The sequence below is a fragment of the Cryobacterium sp. M25 genome (assembly GCF_002929635.1).
GTDB classification, from domain to species: Bacteria; Actinomycetota; Actinomycetes; order Actinomycetales; family Microbacteriaceae; genus Cryobacterium; species Cryobacterium sandaracinum.
In genome coordinates this window covers 42,731-60,379 of record NZ_PJJU01000055.1, presented here as the reverse complement: position 1 = coordinate 60,379, position 17,649 = coordinate 42,731, and the positions used below count along the sequence as shown (strand labels likewise).

18 protein-coding genes are annotated in these 17,649 nt (G+C 69.4%); all 18 read left to right on the top strand.

What is annotated here, in order from left to right:
* The first annotated feature begins 13 nt into the window (after window positions 1–13).
* The 18 genes from rpoZ (at window position 14) to lgt (ending at window position 17,648) form a co-directional block, all read left to right on the top strand.
* The gene (rpoZ, locus tag CXY81_RS11170; RefSeq protein ID WP_104100518.1) at window positions 14–271 is read left to right on the top strand and encodes a DNA-directed RNA polymerase subunit omega; all 258 of its coding nucleotides are present in this window, start codon (window positions 14–16) and stop codon (window positions 269–271) included.
* A gap of 20 nt (window positions 272–291) precedes the next feature.
* A complete protein-coding gene (coaBC, locus tag CXY81_RS11165; protein WP_104194878.1) occupies window positions 292–1,506 on the top strand; it encodes a bifunctional phosphopantothenoylcysteine decarboxylase/phosphopantothenate--cysteine ligase CoaBC in 1,215 nt (404 codons plus the stop codon).
* A 186-nt stretch (window positions 1,507–1,692) separates the two neighbouring features.
* Window positions 1,693–2,886, top strand: a complete 1,194-nt coding sequence (gene metK, locus CXY81_RS11160; protein WP_104194877.1) for a methionine adenosyltransferase — start codon at window positions 1,693–1,695, stop codon at window positions 2,884–2,886.
* A 19-nt stretch (window positions 2,887–2,905) separates the two neighbouring features.
* Window positions 2,906–4,996, top strand: coding sequence for a hypothetical protein (locus CXY81_RS11155; protein WP_104194876.1), 2,091 nt, complete (start codon window positions 2,906–2,908; stop codon window positions 4,994–4,996).
* Window positions 4,997–5,914 (top strand): methionyl-tRNA formyltransferase, encoded by a 918-nt coding sequence (fmt, locus tag CXY81_RS11150; protein WP_104100522.1) that lies wholly within the window; start codon window positions 4,997–4,999, stop codon window positions 5,912–5,914.
* The gene (locus CXY81_RS11145) at window positions 5,911–7,359 is read left to right on the top strand and encodes an RsmB/NOP family class I SAM-dependent RNA methyltransferase (RefSeq protein WP_104194875.1); all 1,449 of its coding nucleotides are present in this window, start codon (window positions 5,911–5,913) and stop codon (window positions 7,357–7,359) included. The genes fmt and CXY81_RS11145 overlap by 4 nt, the downstream gene beginning before the upstream one ends.
* A gap of 744 nt (window positions 7,360–8,103) precedes the next feature.
* Window positions 8,104–8,772 (top strand): ribulose-phosphate 3-epimerase, encoded by a 669-nt coding sequence (gene rpe / locus CXY81_RS11140; RefSeq protein WP_104171005.1) that lies wholly within the window; start codon window positions 8,104–8,106, stop codon window positions 8,770–8,772.
* Window positions 8,773–8,784: 12 nt separating this feature from the next.
* Entirely contained in the window at window positions 8,785–9,048 is a 264-nt protein-coding gene (locus CXY81_RS11135; protein WP_104171004.1) for a phosphoribosyl-ATP diphosphatase, read from the top strand.
* Between the two features lie 78 nt (window positions 9,049–9,126).
* On the top strand, window positions 9,127–9,966 hold the full coding sequence (gene hisG / locus CXY81_RS11130; RefSeq protein WP_104194874.1) for an ATP phosphoribosyltransferase: 840 nt from the start codon (window positions 9,127–9,129) through the stop codon (window positions 9,964–9,966).
* A 51-nt stretch (window positions 9,967–10,017) separates the two neighbouring features.
* Window positions 10,018–10,779 (top strand): imidazole glycerol phosphate synthase subunit HisF, encoded by a 762-nt coding sequence (gene hisF / locus CXY81_RS11125; protein ID WP_104194873.1) that lies wholly within the window; start codon window positions 10,018–10,020, stop codon window positions 10,777–10,779.
* A gap of 38 nt (window positions 10,780–10,817) precedes the next feature.
* Entirely contained in the window at window positions 10,818–11,237 is a 420-nt protein-coding gene (hisI, locus tag CXY81_RS11120) for a phosphoribosyl-AMP cyclohydrolase (protein WP_104171001.1), read from the top strand.
* A 2-nt stretch (window positions 11,238–11,239) separates the two neighbouring features.
* Window positions 11,240–12,781: an anthranilate synthase component I gene (locus CXY81_RS11115; RefSeq protein WP_104171000.1), complete on the top strand. Its 1,542-nt coding sequence runs from the start codon at window positions 11,240–11,242 to the stop codon at window positions 12,779–12,781.
* Window positions 12,782–13,429, top strand: coding sequence for a Trp biosynthesis-associated membrane protein (locus CXY81_RS11110; RefSeq protein ID WP_104194872.1), 648 nt, complete (start codon window positions 12,782–12,784; stop codon window positions 13,427–13,429).
* Between the two features lie 100 nt (window positions 13,430–13,529).
* Window positions 13,530–13,754, top strand: coding sequence for a DUF6704 family protein (locus tag CXY81_RS11105; RefSeq protein WP_104194871.1), 225 nt, complete (start codon window positions 13,530–13,532; stop codon window positions 13,752–13,754).
* 4 nt (window positions 13,755–13,758) lie between these two features.
* Complete coding sequence (trpC, locus tag CXY81_RS11100; protein ID WP_104194870.1) at window positions 13,759–14,529, top strand: indole-3-glycerol phosphate synthase TrpC; 771 nt, start codon at window positions 13,759–13,761, stop codon at window positions 14,527–14,529.
* Window positions 14,530–15,747, top strand: coding sequence for a tryptophan synthase subunit beta (trpB, locus tag CXY81_RS11095; RefSeq protein WP_104194869.1), 1,218 nt, complete (start codon window positions 14,530–14,532; stop codon window positions 15,745–15,747). It begins immediately after the preceding gene.
* Window positions 15,744–16,580 carry a tryptophan synthase subunit alpha gene (gene trpA, locus CXY81_RS11090; RefSeq protein WP_104170996.1) on the top strand — a complete coding sequence of 279 codons (837 nt, stop codon included), beginning with the start codon at window positions 15,744–15,746 and terminating at the stop codon, window positions 16,578–16,580. Before trpB ends, trpA begins: the two co-directional genes overlap by 4 nt.
* A 72-nt stretch (window positions 16,581–16,652) precedes the next feature.
* Window positions 16,653–17,648, top strand: coding sequence for a prolipoprotein diacylglyceryl transferase (gene lgt / locus CXY81_RS11085; protein ID WP_104194868.1), 996 nt, complete (start codon window positions 16,653–16,655; stop codon window positions 17,646–17,648).
* Window position 17,649: the final 1 nt, after the last annotated feature.

Sequence of the window (17,649 nt, the reverse complement as noted above, 5' to 3'; positions counted from 1 at the left end):
AGGAGTGACACCAATGGCTACCAAGCTCACTGGCATCATTGACCCGCCCATCGACGACCTGCTCACCAAGGCCGACTCCAAGTACGCCCTCGTGGTCTTCGCGTCCAAGCGCGCGCGTCAGATCAACGACTACTATGCGGACCTGCACGAAGGCAGCCTCTTCGACAATGTCGGCCCGCTCGTCGACTCGACCGTCGACGACAAGCCGCTGTCCGTCGCCCTCCGCGAGATCAACGAAGACAAGCTCACCTCCCGCCCCATCGCCGAGTAACGCACCCACAAGCGCGCAGGATGTCGTCAGGTCGCACGATCGTCGTCGGGATAACCGGCGGCATTGCTGCCTACAAGGCCGTGAACGTCGTGCGCGCTTTCGTGTTGCGGGGGGACTGCGTGCACGTCGTGGCGACAACGGCGGCGCTGCGATTCGTCGGCAAGCCCACCCTGGAGGCCATCTCCCGCAACCCCGTGCACACGGATCTCTATGAGGGCGTCGCCGAGGTGCGGCACGTGGCCATCGGCCAATCCGCCGACCTGATCGTCGTGGCCCCGGCCACCGCGAACACCATCGCGAAGCTCGCCACCGGCCTCGCCGACGACCTGCTCGGCAACACCATCCTGGCCAGCACCGCCCCGCTCGTGATCGCCCCGGCGATGCACACGGAGATGTGGAACAACGCGGCCACGGTCGCCAATGTGGCCACCCTCCGCGCCCGCGGCGTCATCGTCGTCGGGCCGGGGGTCGGCCAGCTCACCGGCGCCGACACCGGAGCCGGCCGGATGGAAGAGCCCGACACCATCGTCGCCGCGGCCCTCGCCGCCCACGCCGCGGCCGACCGCACCGATGGGCCAGGCGCCGACCTGGTCGGCAAGCACGTCGTGATCACCGCTGGCGGCACTCGCGAGCCCCTCGACCCCGTGCGCTTCCTCGGCAACCGTTCCAGCGGCAAGCAGGGGGTCGCCCTGGCGCAGGCCGCTCTGGCTCGGGGTGCGTCCGTGACCCTGATCGCCGCGAACCTCGAGGTTGCCGCACCAACAGCGGCGGAACTGCGGCTCGTGGGCACCGCGCTCGAGCTCGAGGTGGCCGTCACGGATGCCGCCGCCGGGGCCGACGCCGTGATCATGGCGGCCGCGGTCGCCGACTACCGGCCGGTGCAGGTGAGCGCCGGCAAGATCAAGAAAGACGAGACCGGCGACACCCTGCTGCTCGAACTGACCCGCAACCCCGATATCCTCGCCGGGCTCGCCCGGACGAAGCGGACGGGCCAGGTACTGATCGGGTTCGCCGCGGAGACGGAGCCGGATCCGGTTCGCCTGCTTGTACTCGGCCGCGAGAAAATGGCACGCAAGGGCTGCGACTTCCTGGTGGTCAACCGTGTGGGCTGGGCGGAGGGTTTCGCCTCGGACCGTAACGCGATCACGGTGCTCGATCACGACGGAGATATAGTGTGTGAGGTCTCCGGAACCAAAATGTCGGTGGCCGGGCGCATCCTTGACCTGATCGGCTGAGACCGCTCGGGCATCCGGTCACCTGGGTTGCCGTTGCCGTTGCCGTCGCCGTCGCCGGCAAGGGCAGGGTCTCCGCCGCTTCCCGACCGGCACGACCGGGTGCCCGATCGGCTCGGCCCGGTCTCAGCGGGGAATTTTTCCACGTTCATTTCTTTTACACGTTGTTCTGCAACAGAGACGGGCCAGATGCGCGATCTACGCCTTTTCACTTCGGAGTCGGTAACCGAAGGTCACCCCGACAAGATCTGCGACCAGATCTCCGACAGCATTCTGGACGCGCTCCTGACGGAAGACCCGCACAGCCGGGTCGCCGTCGAGACCCTCGTCACCACCGGTCTCGTACACGTCGCCGGCGAGGTCGCCACCGAGGCCTACGTCGAGATCCCCTCAATCGTGCGCAAGTGCATCACCGATATCGGCTACGACTCTTCGGACGTCTGGTTCGACGGCCGCTCCTGCGGCGTTGAGATCTCCATCGGCGGCCAGTCGCCCGACATCGCGCAGGGCGTGGACAACGCCTTCGAGCGTCGGGAAGAGTCCAGCGTGGAGGACTTCGACCGCCAGGGCGCCGGCGACCAGGGCATCATGTTCGGATACGCCACCCGGGAGACCCCCCAGCTGATGCCGATCCCGATCTGGATCGCACACCGCCTCGCCGAACGCCTCGCCGAGGTGCGCAAGTCCGGCGAACTCGACTACCTCCGGCCCGACGGCAAGACCCAGGTCACCATCGGTTACGACGGCATCACGCCGCGCTCGGTCGAGACCGTCGTGCTGTCGACCCAGCACTCGCCGAAGGTGTCCAACGAGCAGCTGCGCGCGGAGGTCGAGGAACTCGTCATCCGCCCGGTGCTCGACCGCGTGGAACTGGACTCGTCTGAACTGAATACGCTGATCAACCCGACCGGGCGGTTCGAGATCGGCGGCCCTCAGGGCGACGCCGGCCTCACCGGGCGCAAGATCATCATCGACACCTACGGCGGTTCCAGCCGGCACGGCGGGGGCGCGTTCAGCGGCAAGGACCCGTCGAAGGTCGACCGCTCCGCAGCATACGCGATGCGCTGGGTGGCCAAGAACGCCGTGGCCGCCGGGCTGGCCGACCGTCTCGAGATTCAGGTGGCCTACGCCATCGGCAAGGCCTCGCCCGTCGGGCTCTACGTGGAGACCTTCGGCACCGGGGTGATGGCCGACCGGGACATCACCGCGGCGATCCGCGCGGTCTTCGACCTGCGCCCGGCTGCGATCATCCATTCCCTTGACCTGCTGCGCCCGATCTATGCGCAGACCGCCGTCTACGGCCACTTCGGCCGCGAGCTTCCCGACTTCACCTGGGAGCGCCTCGACCGGGTCGACGAGCTGAGAAGCGCTGCCGGACTGTGACCGGGCAGGCGCGGCGCCGATGACTCGCTCCGGCCTCGTGGCCCGGGTGCTCATCGACTCGCCGCTGCCGCAGCTCGACCACCTGTTCGATTACAGCATTCCCGATGAGCTCGCCGGCATCGCCCGGCCCGGCGTGCGCGTGCGGGTGCCGCTGCGCTCGGCCGGTCGCGTCGCCGACGGATACCTGATCGAGGTGCTGGGTGCGGCCGAGGGGCGCGGTGCGGTCGGACCGGCCGCAGGCCCGGAGGCGCTGCCGGGTCTCGAGGCTGGCACCGAATTCCGGGGCGCGCTCAGCCCGATCGAGAGCGTGGTCTCCGCCGCCCAGGTGCTCACCCCCGAGGTCTGGGAGCTCGCCCGTCGGGTCGCCGACCGGGCCTCGGGGAACGCGAGCGACATCATCCGTCTCGCCGTGCCCCCGCGCCAGGTGCGGGTGGAGAAGGCCTGGCTGGCGGCGCGAGCAGCGGATGCTTCCGCCCCGGCCGACGGGACGGCCGGTGCTGCAACCGTGGCCGAGCCTGGCGATGTGGCCGACCCCGCCACCCCCGCCGGGCCGGCCTGTGCCGATTACCCGGCCGGCACCCTCGACACGGCCGTCGCCACGGGGGCGCGCCTCTGCGTGGCCGCGGTGCCCGAGCTGCAACGGCTGCCGGACGGGCAGACCATCGGGAAGTGGGCGATCACCCTGGCCGAGCTCGCGGTGGCCGGCCTGGCCGCCGGGCGGAGCGCCATCCTCGTCGTGCCGGACTACCGCGACCAGGACCAGCTTCAGGCCGCCCTCGACCTGCTGGCCCCGGCCGACTCGGTCAGCCGCGTCGATGCACGCCAGCCCAACCCGGAACGCTATCGGGCCTTCCTGGCCGCCCTCGCCCTGGAACCCCGGATCGTGCTCGGCAATCGGTCGGCCGTCTACGCGCCGGCCCACGACCTCGGTCTGATCGCGCTCTTCGACGATGGCGACCCGCTGCATGGCGAACCGCTCAGCCCCTACGCGCACTCCCGCGACGCCGCGCTCGTGCGCCAGGGCCAGTCCGGCTGCGCCCTCGTCTTCCTCGGCCACACCCGCACCGTCGAGGTGCAGCGCCTGGTCGAGCTGGGCTGGCTCACTGCGGTGCACCCCGCGCAGAACCGGCATCCGCGGATCATCCCCACCGACTTCCAGTCCGAGCCCGACCAGCAGGCCCGCGCCGCGCGCATCCCGACGGCCGCGTGGCGGGCCGCCAAGGAGGCGCTGGCCCACGGCCCCGTGCTGGTGCAGGTGGCCAGCCCCGGCTACGCCCCGATGCTCGCCTGCCAGAGTTGCAAGAAGGCCGCCCGCTGCACCACCTGTCAGGGGCCGCTCGCTTTGGCCTCCAAGGACTCCACCCCGTCGTGTCGCTGGTGCGGGGCGCTGGCCGCCAACTGGAGCTGCACGCACTGCGAGGGGCGCGCCCTGCGGGTCGTCACCCTCGGCACCGGGCGAACCGCCGAAGAACTCGGCCGGGCGTTCCCCGGCGCGCGCATTATCGTCGCCGACGGCGACCATCCGCTGCAGCACCTCGGCGACGCCCCGGCCCTGGTGATCGCCACCCGCGGCGCGGAGCCCATCCCGACGGGTGGGTACCGAGCCATCCTGCTGCTCGACGGCGAACGGATGCTCGCCCGGGAATCCCTGCGGGTCGGGGAGGACTGCCTGCGCTGGTGGTCCAACGCCGCATCCCTGGCGGCCCCGGGTGCCGCTGTGGTCCTGGTCGGCGTGGGCGGGCTCGTCGCCCGGGCGCTGAACTCCTGGCAGCCCGAGATGCTCGCCGCGTCGGAACTGGCCGATCGCCGCCAACTGCGATTCCCGCCCGCGGTGCGTGCGGCATCCGTCACCGGCACCGACGCCGACGTCGCCCTGGCCCTGGCAGAGCTGGCCGGGATGGACGGCGTCGATGTACTCGGCCCGGTCACCACGGAGTACCCCCTGGTGCGTGCGATCGTGCGGCTGCCCTACGCCAGCGGTGACGCCGTGGCCCGTGCGCTCAAGGCCGCGGTCGTGCGCAATGCCGCCCGCCGCCGGCGCCCGAAGGGGGCGGCCTTCCGCCCCGCGCCTACACTCAAAGTACGATTCGATGACCCGGAGCTGCTCTAAATGAAACTCGTCTTCGCCGGCACGCCGCAGGCGGCCGTGCCCAGCCTGGGCGCCCTGGCTCAGTCCCACCACGACCTCGCGGCCGTGATCACCCGGGCGGATGCCCCGTTCGGCCGCAAACGCGTGCTCACCCCCTCGCCGCTCGCGCGAGCCGCTGTCGAGAACGGGCTGCACGTGATCAAGGCCAATCGCCTCGACGAGGCCGCGACCGTGGAAATCGCCGCACTGCGACCCGACCTCGGCGTCATCGTCGCCTACGGCGGGCTCGTGCGCGAACCGCTCCTGTCGGTGCCCCGGCTCGGCTGGATCAACCTGCACTTCTCCCTGCTCCCGCGCTGGCGCGGCGCCGCTCCCGTGCAGCGCGCACTCATGGCCGGCGACGAGCAGACTGGCGCCGCCGTATTCCAGCTGGTTCCGGAACTCGACGCGGGCGCCGTGTTCGCGCAACTGACGCGGGCGATCGTCGAGGACGACACCGCGGGCAGCCTGTTGCGGGCGCTCAGCGACAGCGGCGCGCGCCTGCTGCTGCAGGTGATCGACGCCCTCGAAGCCGGCGGCGTCCAGGCGACCCCGCAGTCCGGTCCGGTCACCCTGGCCCCCAAGCTGACTCTCGCGGATGCCCGTATCGACTGGTCCGAACCGGCCGTCTCGGTGCGCAACCGGGTGCGCGGGGTCACCCCGGAGCCGGGCGCGTTCACGGTGCTCGGCGACGCCCGCCTCAAACTCCAGGGCGTTGCCCTGACCCAGGGATCCGAGCCGCAACCGGCCGGCCTGATCCGTGAGATCGACAAGAAAGTGCTGATTGGAACGGGGACCGAGCCGCTCGAGCTGGTCACCGTGCAACCGGCCGGAAAGACACAGATGAAGGCAATCGACTGGTGGCGCGGAGTGAATTGGACGGAGGTGGTCGCCTCATGAGCGACGACCGTCGCCAGGGGCGAAAGAACGACGTCCGTGCTCAGGGCGGCCGCGGCCTGGAGCGCCCGCAGACCGACTTCGTGCAGCCGGCCCGGCGGGTGGCCTACGAGGTCATCGCCGCCGTGCGGGAATCAGACGCCTACGCGAACCTGCTGCTGCCCAGCCGCATCAAGCGGGCGGCGCTCAGCACCGCGGATGCCGCATTGGCCACCGAGCTGACCTACGGCACCCTGCGCATGCAGGGCTTCTACGACCGGGTGATCGCCGACGCGGCCGGTCGGCCCGTCACCGCGATCGACCCAGCCATCCTGGACGTGCTACGTCTCGGTGCGCACCAGTTGCTCGCCACCCGGGTGGCCACCCACGCCGCCGTGAACGAGTCTGTCGAACTCGCCCGTCAGGTGGGCTCCCACGCCGCCACCGGCTTCACCAACGGGGTGCTGCGCACCATCTCCCGCTCCAGCGCCGACGAGTGGCGCGAACGCGTGCTCACCGAAGCCACCAGTGATGATGACCGCCTTGCCGCGGAGCACTCACACCCGATCTGGGTGGTGCGGGCGTTCCGGCAGTCGCTGCGCCTCGAGGGCCGAGAGACCGAGCTCGAGGAGCTGCTGTCGGCCGACAATGCCGCGCCCAAGGTGAACATGGTCATTCTGCCCGGCCTCAGCAACACCGAAGACACCGACGGTCTCGGCGTTGCCAACGACTTCTCGCCCATCGGTTTTGTGCTGGCCGGCGGCGACCCCGTGCACCTGATGCAGGACAGCGGCGGACGCCTCCGAGTGCAGGACGAGGGATCCCAGTTGGCGGCCCTCACGCTCAGTCGGGCCCGCCCGGTTGCGCCGGGGGAGCGTTGGCTCGACCTGTGCGCGGGCCCCGGCGGCAAGGCCTCCCTGCTTGCCGCTGAGGCGCTGGCCGGCGGGGCCAGCCTCGTCGCCAACGAGCTCGTCCCGGCCCGGGCCGCCCTCGTGCGTAAGGCGCTGGCCGCCGTGCCCGGCGAGGTGCCCGTCTGGGAGGAGGACGGCACCCGGTTCGGAGACGATCATCCGAAGGAGTTCGACCGGATCCTGCTGGATGCTCCCTGCACCGGGCTCGGCGCGCTACGTCGGCGCCCGGAGGCCCGCTGGCGTAAGCAGCCCAAGGACGTCGCCGAGCTCTCCGATCTGCAGTCCGGGCTGATCCACGCGGCCCTTGGCGCGCTCAAGCCGGGCGGGGTGCTGGCCTACGTCACCTGCTCACCGCACATCGCGGAGACTCGCGGGATCGTGGCCACCGCGCTCAAGAAATGGGAGGGCCGTGTGCGCACTCTCGACACGGCATCCGTGCTGCAGGGGCTGAGCAGCTCCGAGCTCGATCTGCCCGGCGACGGGGGCAGCGTGCAACTGTGGCCGCATCGGCACGGCACTGACGCTATGTTCATCACCCTGCTCGAGCGCACGGAGTAGCCCGCGCACCCGGACCCGGCGCATTCCTGCCCTGCGCATTCGTGCCCTGCGCATTCGGGCCCCGGCCTCGACCCAATCTGACGGAGATTCTGGCTCCCCTGGTTCTTCCGTGAGCATGGCCCGGCCGTGCCCGCGCGTGTGGCTAAGGCAGGACATCCGTCGCGCGCGTTCACCGGTTCCGCGAATCAGTGCGGCACCGGGGTAGATATCCGACCCGGCCGGCGGGATCTCCTGAGTTGACCACGACACTCGCGAATGCGCAGCGGTTCTTGTGCGGGCGGGGCGAGTGTCCGGCCCGCCCGACGGCATCCGGTGGATGCGTCGTTCCTGCGGCCGCGGCTCTGCCTCGGCCAGCCGGCATGCGGGCGGGCCGGCGTCGCCCCGGCCGCGCCCGCGCGCCGCGTGGCCAACTCAGGACATCCGTCGTCCGGGCTGCCCAGCCGCCGCGGACGAGTACGGGACTACTGCGGATGCCGGTGTAGCCGGACGGATCTCCTGCGTAAGCCACAACGCGCGCCGGATCTGCGGCAGGGCTTGTGAGGTCCAGGCACCCAAATCCTTTTCCGTCGCAGCCCGAACGAATTCGACGGAGATTCTGGTTGAAAACCACTTTTTTGAAAGGTTCTAGGCCCATTTCGGCAAAATCTCCGTCGAATTCGTTCGGGACGGGATCGCTCCAGGGCCTTGGACTCGACCGGCATGGGACTTTCGAGCCACCGGGGCTCGCCGCAGTAGGGTGAAGGCATGGTCACCCGGATTAACCCCAGCATCCTCGCCGCCGACTTCGCCAATCTCGAACGGGACCTGGGGCGCATCCGCACCGCCGACCTGGTGCACGTCGACATCATGGACAACCATTTTGTACCGAATCTGACGTTCGGACCGCCCGTCGTCGACCGCCTCGCCCAAGTCTCCCCGCTGCCCTTCGACCTGCACCTGATGATCGAGAACCCGGAGCGTTGGGCGCTCGGCTACGCCGAAGTCGGCGCGTTCTCGGTCACCTTCCACGCGGAGGCCACGACCAACCCGGTCGGCCTGGCCCGCAAGCTGCGCTCGATCGGCGCCCGGGCCGGCATCGCCCTCAAGCCCGGCACGGCCATCGAGCCCTACCTCGAGCTTCTGCCCGAATTCGACCAGGTGCTCGTGATGACCGTCGAACCCGGCTTCGGGGGGCAGAGCTTCATGCCCTCCACCATGCGCAAGCTCCGCACCCTGTCGGAGGCCGTGAAGAAGTCCGGCCTGGACGTCTGGCTGCAGGTCGACGGCGGCATCACCGAGGACACCATCGTCATCGCCGCCGAGGCCGGGGCGAACACGTTCGTCGCCGGCTCCAGCGTGTTCAACTCCGCGGACCCGGCGAAGCAGATCGCCCTGTTGCGCGCCGCCGCGACCGAACACCAGCACGCGCACTAGTACCCTAGTCAGGTGAAGACTTTTGACGACCTGTTCGCTGAACTGAGCGACAAAGCACGGACCCGCCCCGACGGCTCGGGGACCGTGCGCGAACTCGACGCCGGCGTACATGCCATCGGCAAGAAGATCGTCGAAGAAGCCGCTGAGGTCTGGATGGCCGCCGAGTTCCAGAGCGACGACGAAACCGCCGCCGAGATGAGCCAGCTGCTGTACCACGTGCAGGTGATGATGCTGGCGAAGGGGCTGACCCTCGCCGACCTGTACCGCCATCTGTGACGCGTCATCAGAGAGACTCCACCCGGTTGACCCCGTGAGACCTGTTTGCCAGAACCTGAAGACGCAGAGAGTGCCCAAATGCTGAGAATTGCCGTGCCCAATAAGGGCTCGTTGTCCGAAACCGCCGCGCAGATGCTGTTCGAGGCCGGCTACACCGGCCGCCGCGACCCGCGCGACCTCGTCGTCGCCGACCCCCGCAACGACGTGGAGTTCTTCTACTTGCGTCCCCGCGACATCGCCACCTATGTGGGCTCCGGAGCCCTCGACGTGGGAATCACCGGGCGCGACCTGCTGCTCGACTCGGGCTCCACCGCCCAGGAGATCGCCAGCCTCGACTTCGGCGACTCCACCTTCCGCTTCGCCGGCCCCGCAGGCCGCTTCACCGACCTGGCCGACCTGTCCGGCCATCGCGTCGCCACCAGCTACCCCGGACTGGTCGAGGCCTTCCTCGCCGAGCACGACGTCAGCGTGACACTGGTCACCCTCGACGGCGCGGTCGAGTCCGCCGTTCAGCTCGGCGTGGCGGATGCCGTCGCCGACGTCGTCTCCACCGGCTCTACTCTGCGCAAGGCCGGCCTCGAGATCTTCGGCCCGGTCATCCTGCAGTCCACGGCCGTGCTGATCAGCTCCGAGAACGACAAGCCCGGCATCGCGACCCTCCTGCGCCGCTTGCAGGGCGTGCTCGTGGCCCGCCAGTACGTGCTGATGGACTACGACATCCCGCAGACGCTCCTCGACGACGCCTGCCTGCTGGCGCCCGGCATCGAGTCGCCCACCGTATCGTCCCTGCACGACCCGGAATGGGTTGCCGTGCGTGTGATGATCCCGCGCCTGAACACGAACCATGTCATGGACGCCCTCTACGAGCTCGGGGCGCGCGCCATCCTGATCAGCTCCATTCACAACGCCCGCTTGTAACGGGCTGACCGGCGGTACCCAGATGCGGCGACACACAATGGAGGCACAATCGTGAGTCTTTCGGTGCGGGTCATACCCTGCCTCGACGTGGCCGACGGCCGCGTGGTCAAGGGCGTGAACTTCCAGAATCTGCGAGACGCGGGCGATCCGGTCGAACTCGCCCGCCGGTACTACGAGCAGGGAGCCGACGAACTCACCTTCCTCGATGTGACCGCCACGGTGGACAACCGTGCCACCACCTATGACGTCGTGCGCGCCACCGCAGAGCAGGTCTTCATCCCGCTTACGGTGGGCGGCGGCATCCGCACGGTCGAGGACGTGTCCCGGCTGCAGGCCAGTGGTGCCGACAAGGTCGGAGTCAACAGCGCCGCCATCAAGCGGCCCGCCCTGATCGGCGAGATCGCCGACCGGTTCGGCTCCCAGGTGCTCGTGCTCTCGCTTGACGTGAAGCGCAGCGGGCGCACCGAGTCCGGCTTCGTCGTCACCACCCACGGTGGCCGCACCGAAACCGACCTGGACGCTCTCGCCTGGGCGCAGACGGCCATCGGGCTGGGGGTCGGCGAGCTGCTCGTCAACTCCATCGACGCCGACGGCACGAAGGCGGGCTTCGACGTCGAACTCATCACGCTGATGCGCGCCCTGAGCACCGTTCCGGTGATCGCCTCCGGCGGCGCCGGCCGGGTCGAGGATTTTCCCCCGGCCATCGCGGCGGGGGCGGATGCCGTGCTCGCGGCATCCGTGTTCCACAGCGGCCAGCTGACCGTCGGCGACGTCAAGGCGGAGCTCCGGCACGCCGGAATGCCCGTGCGCTGATGATGTTGTGCCTTACCCGACCCGAAACGGCTCCGTAAATGACCGATGTGCTCTCCACCCTCGACGACGCCCTGGCCAGGGCCGTCTTCAACTCCGACGGCCTGCTGCCGGCGGTGATCCAGCAGTGGGACACCGGTGAGGTGCTCATGCTCGGCTGGATGAACCGGGAAGCGCTGCGCCGCACGCTCACCGAGGGGCGCGTGACGTTTTGGTCGCGCAGTCGCCAGGAATTCTGGCGCAAGGGCGACATCTCCGGCCACGGCCAGTATGTGAAGTCCGCCGCGCTCGACTGTGACGCGGACACCCTCCTGGTGCAGGCGGACCAGGTCGGAGCAGCCTGCCACACCGGCTCTCGCACCTGTTTCGACGGGCGCGGCATCGAGGTCGTGACCGGCGCCCGCCCCGCGGCACCCGACGTGGCAGCAGACCGGGCAACCACCCAAAAACCGAAGGACTGACCATGGCACCGAACAGCTCCGGCACAGCCCCGACGACCACCGCCGGGCAGTTCGCGCGCCAGATCGACGACCACCGGGTGTTCCCCGTGGTGCGCGAACTCTTCGCCGACGGCGAAACCCCGGTGGGCATCTACCGCAAGCTCGCTGCCGGCCAGCCCGGTAGCTTCCTGCTCGAGTCCGCCGAGCAGGGCGGCATTTGGTCGCGGTTCTCGTTCGTGGGCGTGTCCTCGTTCGGCGTGCTCACCCAGCAGGGCGACGAGACCCGTTGGCTCGACTACGGCCTCTCGGCTGAGCGCGCCCTCGGCGACGCCGCCGGCCTCGGCCCGCTGGCGGCTCTCGCGGCCCTCCACGAACGCTGGGAAACCCCGCGGATGCCCGGCCACCCACCCCTGACCGGCGGCCTCGTCGGATTCATCGGCTGGGAGGCGATCCGCCAGATCGAGCGCCTGCCGAATCGCCCGCCGGCGGACTACGACGTGCCGGGCCAGGCCTTCAGCTTCGTGGCCGACCTCGTCGTGATCGACCACAAATACGGCACCGTGCAGCTCATCGCCAACGTTCTCAACGACGGCCACGACGAACCGGATGCCCTCTGGGCGGCCGCCCAGGACCGGCTCGACGCCCTGCAGGCTCGCCTGGCCGAGCCCTCCGAGACCTGGCTCGCCGAGGTCGACCTCGCCACGCCCGCCTCCCCGACGAACCGCACCCGACGTGAGGACTTCCTCGCCGCGGTCGACGTCGCCAAGGAGCACATCGTCGACGGTGACGTGTTCCAGGTGGTCGTCTCCCAGCGGTTCGACCAGGAGTGCACGGCGGACCCCATCGACGTCTACCGGGTGCTGCGCAGCCTCAATCCGTCGCCCTACATGTACCTGCTGAGCCTGGAATCGCCGGAGAAGGAGACCTACTGGATCGTGGGCTCCTCCCCGGAGGCCTTGGTGAAGGTGCAGAACGACCGGGTGTTCACGCATCCGATCGCGGGCTCGAAGCCGCGCGGCACGACCCCGGAGGCCGACGCCGACTTCGAAGCCGAGCTCGCGGGCGACGCCAAGGAACGCGCCGAGCATCTGATGCTCGTGGACCTGGCCCGCAACGACCTGCTCAAGGTGTGTGCACCCGGCTCGGTCGAGGTGACCGAGTTCATGCGCATCGAGCGGTTCAGCCACATCATGCACCTCGTCTCCTCGGTGGAGGGGAACCTGCTGCCGGGCCGGTCCGCGATCGACGTCTTCCGCGCCACGTTCCCGGCCGGCACTCTCTCCGGGGCCCCGAAACCGCGCGCCCTCGAGATCATCGACGCGCTCGAGCCCGCGCAGCGCGGCGTGTACGGGGGGGTGGTCGGCTACTTCGGGTTCGCCGGGGACGCGGACCTGGCCATCGCCATTCGGACCGCCACGATCATGAATGGCGTCGCCCGTGTGCAGGCCGGCGGCGGCCTCGTCGCGGACTCCGACCCGGCGTCGGAATACCAGGAGTCGCAGAACAAGGCCGCGGCGCCCCTCCGCGCGGTCGCGGTCGCGAACGCCATGAAGCGGGTGCGCTAGGTGGCATCCGCACGGCGCCTCAAGCTCGGGCACATCCTCGTGGTGCTGGCGGCCAGCGGTCTGGCCCTGCTGGCCTGGACCCAGGTCTGGGTGAACGTCATCGTGGGGCAGTCCGGCTCGGCTGTGCACAGCCTCGAGGCGTCCGGCTCCACGGCCGCCCCCGGGGTGACAGCCCTCGCCCTCGCCGGACTGGCCCTCGCCGGTGCCCTGAGCATCGCCGGTCCCGTCATCCGGGTGGTCCTCGGCCTGCTTCAGGTTCTGCTCGGCTTCTCCGTGTGCCTTTCGGCTATTTTGGCCGTCACCGATCCGGCGGCGGCCAGTGCCGGCGCGGTCACCGATGCCACCGGGATCTCCGGCGCAGACTCGGTCGTCGACGCCGTCGCCTCGGCGGCCGTGACGCCGTGGCCGTTCATCGCGCTGCTCGCCGGCGTGGTCATGGGCGGCGCCGGGGTCGGGGTGCTCGTCACCTCCAGGCGTTGGCCCGGACCGACGTCCCGCTACCAGGCCGTGCGATTCGAAGCGGCCGAGTCGGCCGAGGCGACGGATGCCGACGGTCCCGACGCCGCGGACGTTTCCGCACCCGAACGTGACGCCGTCGACGACTGGGACGGGCTGAGCCGCGGCGAAGACCCCACCACCCCGCAGTGAATCGAGACCTGATTCCCGGTTTCACCTGGTGCGCTGGGGAGGCCGGCGAACCGTGGGGCCGCTAGACTTGGCTTGCCCGTCAACGCACAAAAGGAGAATCATGAGCTTTGAATCGGTAGACCCAGGTGAAGGCCATTCGATCGCGGCCTGGACCGCCGTCACCATCATGCTTCTCGCCGTCGCGATCGGCACCGTTGCCTTCTTTCTGGTGATCCCTTGGCTCGTCTGGGCATCCGTCGGCCTGCTGGTGGTTGGCCTGCTGGTCGGCTGGATCCTCGCCAAAATCGGCTACGGCGTAGCCGATACGGCTCACCTGGGCCACTAGTCGAGTGCTGTCTGATCTTCTAGCCGGGGCCGTCGCCGACGCTGAACTTCGTCGGGCCGCCCGTCCGTTCGCCATCGTCGAGGCAACCGCTCTCGACCAAACTCCCGCGATCGATGCCCTGGCGGTGCTCGCACCCGCCGACCAGGTCAAGATCATCGCGGAGGTCAAGCGCGCCAGCCCGTCCCGGGGCACCCTGGCCGAGATTTCGGACCCTGCCGCCCTCGCCGTCTCCTACGAGTTCGGCGGCGCCAGCGCGATCAGCGTGCTCACCGAAGGTCGCAAGTTCCTCGGCTCCCTGTCAGACCTCGAGCAGGTGCGATCCGCCGTGCGCATCCCGGTGCTGCGTAAAGACTTCATCGGCTTGCCGTACCAGGTCTTCGAGGCCAGGGCGGCAGGTGCCGACATGGTTCTGCTCATCGTCGCCGCACTCGACCAGACCACCCTGGTCTCCCTGCACGACCTCGTGCGCCAGCTCGGCATGACCGCGCTGGTCGAGACCCATAGCGCCGAGGAGGTCGACCGCGCCCTGGCCATTGGCGCAAGCCTCGTCGGGGTGAACGCCCGCGACCTGTCCACGTTCCAACTCGATCAGGACCTGTTCGGCAGGCTCGCGGACCGGATCCCCTCGGGCGTCGTCCGCGTCGCCGAATCGGCCGTCAAGACCGCCGCCGACGTGGCGCACTACCGCGCCGCCGGCGCCGACATCGTGCTCGTCGGCGAGGCCCTCGTCACAAACGATCCCATCCGAACCCTCTCCGAATTCCTGGCGGTTTAAATGTCAACGTCCCTCAGAACAGAAGCAGGCCCGTACTTCGGCGACTTCGGAGGGAGGTTCGTGCCGGAGTCCCTCGTGGCTGCCCTCGACGAGCTGACCGACGAGTACGCGCTGGCACGGCAGGACCCGGCCTTCGCGGCCGAATTGATGGAATTGCACCGGAGCTACACCGGGCGCCCGTCCATCATCACCGAGGTGCCCCGGTTCGCCGCGCACGCCGGCGGTGCCCGCATCATCCTCAAGCGGGAAGACCTCAACCACACCGGCTCGCACAAAATCAACAATGTGCTCGGCCAGGCACTTCTCACCAAGCGCATCGGCAAGTCCCGCGTCATCGCCGAGACGGGCGCCGGGCAGCATGGCGTGGCGGCCGCGACGGCCGCCGCCCTGTTCGGGCTCGACTGCGTCGTCTACATGGGCGAGGTCGACACGGAGCGCCAGGCCCTGAACGTGGCCCGGATGCGACTGCTCGGCGCCGAGGTCGTGCCGGTCAAGACTGGGTCCCGCACCCTGAAAGACGCCATCAACGACGCCATGCGTGACTGGGTCACCAACGTCGAGACCACCAACTACATCTTCGGTACCGTCGCCGGGCCGCATCCGTTTCCGGCCATGGTGCGCGACTTCCAGAAGATCATCGGCGAGGAGGCCCGCCAGCAGGTGCTGGACCTCACCGGCCGCCTCCCCGACGCGGTCACCGCCTGCGTCGGCGGTGGTTCGAACGCCATGGGTATCTTCCACGCGTTCCTCGACGACCCGGAGGTGGCCCTGGTCGGCTACGAGGCCGGCGGTGACGGCGCGGAGACCCTGCGCCATGCGGCGACGATCACCAAGGGGCGCCCCGGCATCCTGCACGGCGCCCGCAGCTTCCTGCTGCAGGACGAAGACGGTCAGACCGTGGAGTCGCACTCCATTTCTGCGGGTCTGGACTACCCGGGGGTGGGCCCGGAACATGCGTGGCTCGCCAGTATCGGCCGGGCCACCTACCTGCCGGTCACCGATGACGAGGCGATGAGCGCCCTCCGGCTGCTCAGCCGCACGGAGGGCATCATCCCCGCCATCGAGTCGGCGCACGCCCTCGCCGGCACCTTGGACCTCGGCAAGAAGCTCGGACCTGACGCCACCATCCTGGTAAACCTCAGCGGACGCGGCGACAAGGACATGGAAACCGCGGGTCGGTACTTCGACCTGCTCGACAAGGGCGCGGAACGGTCATGAGCACGGAAACAGGTACGGGCCCCACGACCGGAACGACGAGCACGGTCGAGGCGACAATCGCCCGTCGCCGCTCCGAGGGCGGCGGTGCTCTGATCGGCTACCTGCCCGTCGGGTTCCCCACCCTGACCGAGAGCATCGACGCGGCCGTGGCACTCGCGCAGAACGGTGTCGACGTCATCGAGCTGGGCCTGCCGTACACCGATCCCGTCATGGACGGGCCAGTGATCCAGGCGGCCACCCAGCAGGCTCTGGCCAACGGCTTCCGGCTGCGGCACGGGATCGAGGCCGTCGCGGCGATCACTGCCCAGGTGAACGTGCCCGTTCTGGTCATGACCTACTGGAACCCGATCATGCAGTACGGCGTGGACCGGTTCGCCGATGACCTGCTCGCGGCGGGAGGCGCCGGGCTGATCACGCCCGACCTCATCCCCGACGACGCGGCCGCCTGGGTGGGAGCCAGCACGCGAACCGGACTCGACCGTGTCTTCCTCGCCGCCCCGTCGTCGTCCGACGCCCGGCTGCGTCAGGCAGTGGACGCCAGCCGCGGCTTCGTCTACGCGGCCTCCACCATGGGAATCACCGGCGCCCGTGGCGACGTGGACTCCGCCGCGCGGGTGCTCGTCGACCGCCTCCGCGCCGTCGGATCCACCAGCGCGTGCGTCGGACTCGGTATCTCCACCCCGGAGCAGGTGCGGGAGATCCTCGCCTACGCCGATGGCGCCATCGTCGGTTCCGCCCTGGTCAAGGCACTGTCCGACGGGGGAGTGCCGGCCCTGGCCGCCCTCACCCGTGACCTCGCGGCCAGTGCCCGGGATCTGCGCCCCGCCGTCTGATCCCCGCCATCGAAGCACCCCAAAGCTAAGGTAAGTTGACCGAGGCGGTCACGGGGCCTCCCCGGCGCCACGATGAAAGGTAGTCCCCAGGTGTCTTTTCTTCTGAGCATCCCGAGCCCGAGCCCCGAATGGAGCTCGTTCACCCTCGGCCCGTTCACCATCCACGCCTACGCCCTCTGCATTCTGGCAGGGATCATCGCCGCCACCGTCATGACGAGCCGCCGACTGTCTGCGCGCGGCGGCGAGCCGGGCGTGGTGCTGGACATCATCCTGTGGGCCGTTCCGCTCGGCATCGTCGGCGCGCGCTTCTACCATGTGTTCACGCACCCCTCCGACTACTTCTTCGAGGGTGCCAACCCTCTCGAGGTGTTCGCCATTTGGAACGGCGGCAACGCCATCTTCGGAGCGCTCCTGGGCGGGGCCGTCGGCGCTTACATCGGCTGCCGCATCTCGGGCATCCGGTTCTGGGCCTTCGCGGACGCCCTGGCACCGGGGATGCTCGTGGCGCAGGCCATGGGCCGTCTCGGCAACTGGTTCAACGAGGAGCTCTTCGGTCTGCCGACCGACCTGCCCTGGGGCCTCGAGGTTTCCGCGGCGAACCCGGCCCTCCCGATCGGACTTCCCCCCGAAACGCTGTTTCACCCAACCTTCCTCTACGAGATGATCTGGAACGTGGTCGGCGTCGTCCTGATCCTCGCGATCGAACGCAAGGTCGCGCTCCGCTGGGGCAAGGCCTTCGGCGTCTACCTGATCTGGTATGGCCTCGGCCGCAGCTTCTTCGAATCGATCCGGGTCGACCCGAGCGAGATGTTCTTCGGCCTCCGCACCAATGTGTGGGCCGCTTTCGCCGCCATCCTGCTCGGAATCATCCTGATCGTCGTGCAGAGCAAGCGCCACACGGGCCTGCCCGCGAGCGTGTACATTCCCGGCCGCGAGTGGAAGGGGCCCGACGCTGAGGTAGAATCTAATGAGTTTGATTCGGACCCCGAGGATCACGGTGATGAGGCCGTCGGTCCCGCCGGATCAGACGACGTTGCAGCCACAAGCACCAGCAACTCGCGCCTTTAGG